General features: G+C 36.3%; 3 protein-coding genes. 1 reads left to right on the top strand and 2 read right to left on the bottom strand.

Annotated elements, in window-relative coordinates; genetic code table 11:
• The coding region (locus tag EA412_00310) for a glycosyltransferase family 2 protein (GenBank protein TVR84549.1) at nt 1–740 on the bottom strand (740 nt) is incomplete at its 3' end.
• A 260-nt stretch (nt 741–1,000) separates the two neighbouring features.
• Nucleotides 1,001–1,513: an RNA polymerase sigma factor gene (locus EA412_00305; GenBank protein TVR84548.1), complete on the bottom strand. Its 513-nt coding sequence runs from the start codon at nt 1,511–1,513 to the stop codon at nt 1,001–1,003.
• A 354-nt stretch (nt 1,514–1,867) separates the two neighbouring features.
• Between EA412_00305 and rny the strand changes: the two genes are divergently transcribed.
• Entirely contained in the window at nt 1,868–3,436 is a 1,569-nt protein-coding gene (gene rny / locus EA412_00300; GenBank protein TVR84547.1) for a ribonuclease Y, read from the top strand.
• Nucleotides 3,437–3,720: the final 284 nt, after the last annotated feature.

Below are 3,720 nucleotides of genomic sequence, written 5' to 3'. Positions count from 1 at the left end.
TCCCTATACCTCCTATGCACAAACACCCCCCTCTTTGAAAAAAAATGCTCCACACTCACTTTCAAAACACCAAAACCATATTTAATACTCCGGCTTAGATTAATGGAAGAAGCTTCCTCAAAATACTTAGTCGGACAGGTGATTTCTGCAATTTCATAGCCTTTGAAAATTATCTGAGACAGCATTTCATTGTCAAAAATAAAATCATCGGAATTTCCGGAAAAATTGATATCCTTCAATACCGCCGTCGAAAATCCCCGGTAACCCGTATGATACTCCGACAGCTTTTGCTGAACTAAAATATTCTGAAACAAGGTTAAAAAACGATTGGAAATGTACTTATATACCGGCATGCCTCCCTTTAATGCACCGCCACCTAATATCCTGGAGCCCAAAACTACAGGATAGATGTCTTCCGCAATAAGCGATGCCATCGCCGTTAACAACTTAGGCTCATACTGGTAGTCCGGATGTAGCATAATAACGATATCTGCGTTCAGTTCAATCGCCTTTTCATAACAGGATTTTTGATTAGCTCCGTATCCCTTGTTTTGGGAGTGCGGAATGATATGTTTTATCCCCAGTTTATGGGCAATGTCTATTGTATTGTCAGCACTGGCATCATCAACCAGCACCAGCTCGTCAACTATTTCGTGCGGAATATCACGATACGTTTTTTCCAGCGTTTGCGAAGCATTAAAAGCCGGTAAGACCACTACAATTCTTTTACCCTTTAACATCTTTAAAAAATATATAAACGAACTTAAGGCATTTTCAAAAAAAAATGCTGCATTAAGCTCATTTTTATCTTTGGCAAATTAAAATAAATGCTATTAGGGGATTGAGCAAATATTCGAATAGGGATAATATAAATTAATAAAGAAAGGGGGAGATAGTAAAAAGAAATAGAGAATCATAATAATAAAGCCGGCAACTCACAGGCAACCGGCTCTATATTAGACTAAACTAAACAAAACAAACATGAGAAAGGTCTCTGAAATTATTCTGCAGGTGTGTAAGCCTTTAATTTATTTTTTAAATCTTTTCTGGCAAAAAATATTCTGCTTTTAACCGTACCCAAAGGTAATTTTAAATGTTCTGCGATTTCATGGTACTTAAAACCTTCATAGTGCATAATAAAAGGAATTCTGTACTCATCTTCTAAATTATTTACCGCCGCTGTCAAATCATCAATTACAAAGTTTGTCTCGGCTGAATTCCCGTCAACACGATCTACTGAATTGATGTAATACAAATTGTCTGTAGTATCAATAATGGTATTTCGTTTTACCTTTCTGCGATAGTTATTTATGAAGATGTTTTTCATAATGGTAAATAACCAGGCCTTTAAATTTGTGCCTTTGGTATACTTATCTTCATTGCATAATGCTCGATAAACAGTTTCTTGCAATAAGTCTTTTGATTCTTCGGGATCTTTTGTCAAATTCAGTGCAAATGGATGAAGTGAAGATGACATTGATATGATTTTTTCTTGGTATTTACTTTGTTTCATGATTCTGTATTTTATTTAGTCAAAACTAATTATTATTTTGAAATAAAACAAGTTTTGTTTAAAGAATGTTTTAAAAGAATAAACAAAAAAAGCTGAGATATAGATGTGTTCTATCTTTCCCAAGAAATTTTTTTTTATAACTTTTTTTAAAATTTATGCTCCCTCAATTGTCCCAAATAAATAATATAAAATTAATGTCTTTTTGTGCATTAAAACGGCTTCTTGGTCGTTAATGTTGGTTGGATATTTTACTTAAAAATTTTCTCGGTAAACAATATTTTATTTATTTGTTCACTCAGAAGGAATTACTAACGACTTAATTTTTAATTTTGCACCATACAAAAGTTTAAAAAAATGGAAACGAACATACTATTTATAATAATTGCAGTAATAGCCGGCGGTGTTGCCGGAGTTATTGTAGGGAAGTTGATTACAGCTCCCAAAGCAAACAAATTAAAGGAAGAAGCTGAAAAAGAAGCTCAAAAAATCATGCGGGAAGCGGAAAAAGAGGGTGAGCGTCTCAAAAAAGAAAAAATGCTGGAGGCCAAGGAAAAATACCTTCAAATGAAAGCCGAGAGAGAAGACGAACTCAATCAGCGGGTTAAGAAAGTAGAAGACAGGGAAATGAGGATTAAAAAAAGAGAACAGTCACTGTCGCAACAAGTGGAACAAAATTCCAGAGACCGCTCCGAAGTTGACAACATAAAGTCAAATTTGAATCGGCAGTTAGAAATCGTTGAAATGAAAAAGAATGAGCTGGAAAAATCTCATCAGGAGCATGTTAAAAAATTAGAAAATATAGCCAAACTATCTGCTGATGAGGCCAGAGAAGAGTTAATCAGCTCATTGAAAAAAGAAGCAGAAACCGCATCTATGGCTCAGGTAAAAGAGATAATGGATGAGGCAAAACTGAAAGCGAATAAAGAAGCGAAAAAAGTGGTGATACAAACCATTCAGCGTACCGCTGCCGAACATACGATTGAAAATACCGTTTCCGTCTTTAATTTAGAGTCTGATGATATAAAAGGTCAGATAATTGGTCGTGAAGGAAGAAATATCCGTGCTTTGGAAGCAGCTACCGGTGTAGAGATTATTGTAGATGACACCCCCGAGGCAATTATTATTTCAGGTTATGATCCGGTGAGAAGAGAAGTGGCGCGTTTGTCTTTACAACGTTTGGTGCAGGATGGAAGAATTCACCCGGCAAGAATTGAAGAGGTGGTGGCCAAAACCATTAAGCAAATGGAAGAGCAGGTGGTTGAAATCGGTGAGCGTACCGTGATTGATTTAGGTATACATGGTCTCCATCCGGAATTGGTCAGAATAGTGGGAAGAATGCGCTTTCGCTCTTCTTACGGTCAAAATTTATTACAACACTCCAGAGAAGTGGCGCACCTGTCTGCAACTATGGCTGCCGAACTGGGGCTCAATGCAAAAATGGCCAAAAGAGCCGGCCTGCTGCATGATATAGGTAAAGTTCCGGAGGAAGAGTCTGAATTGTCTCACGCCTTATTAGGTATGAAAATTTGTGAAAAATACGGAGAGCATCCGGCTATTTGTAATGCCGTTGGTGCCCACCACGATGAAGTGGAAATGAAATATGTACTTTCCCCTATTACGCAAATTTGTGATGCTATTTCAGGCGCCAGACCGGGAGCCAGAAGAGAAACCATGCAAAATTACCTCAAGCGAATTAAAGAACTGGAAACCCTTCCACTTTCTTATGACGGAGTTGATAAAGCCTTTGCTATACAGGCGGGAAGAGAATTACGGGTAATCGTAGAAAGTGAGAAAATTACCGACAAACAAGCCGATGAACTGGCTTTTGATATTTCTCAAAAGATACAGGACGAAATGACTTATCCCGGTCAGGTGAAAGTTACCGTAATCAGAGAAAAAAGAGCAGTCGCCGTTGCCCGTTAGAGGTTTAATCTAAAGGAAAATACGAACAAACACTTTTTACACTTATCTTATTGATAATAATGTGATTAAATATAATTTTGTAAAAATTTATACAAAATTGCTTTTGACATATATGTGCTGATTATCAGTAACTTACGCTAAGTTGCTAACTTAGTATTTAACAAAATACAATCTTTTAAAACCCGGCCTCAGAGCTTTAAAAATCAAAAAAAACTGAGTGGATTTTCTCAAAGCTTAATGTTAATTTTATAGAATCTTAACGTAAAAATAGACTTATGAGAAAA

The organism is Chitinophagaceae bacterium, from assembly GCA_007695095.1.
In the GTDB taxonomy this organism is placed as follows: domain Bacteria; phylum Bacteroidota; class Bacteroidia; order Chitinophagales; family REEL01; genus REEL01.
The sequence above is the reverse complement of the archived record's forward strand: the minus strand, read 5'-3'. Positions and strand labels throughout refer to the sequence as shown.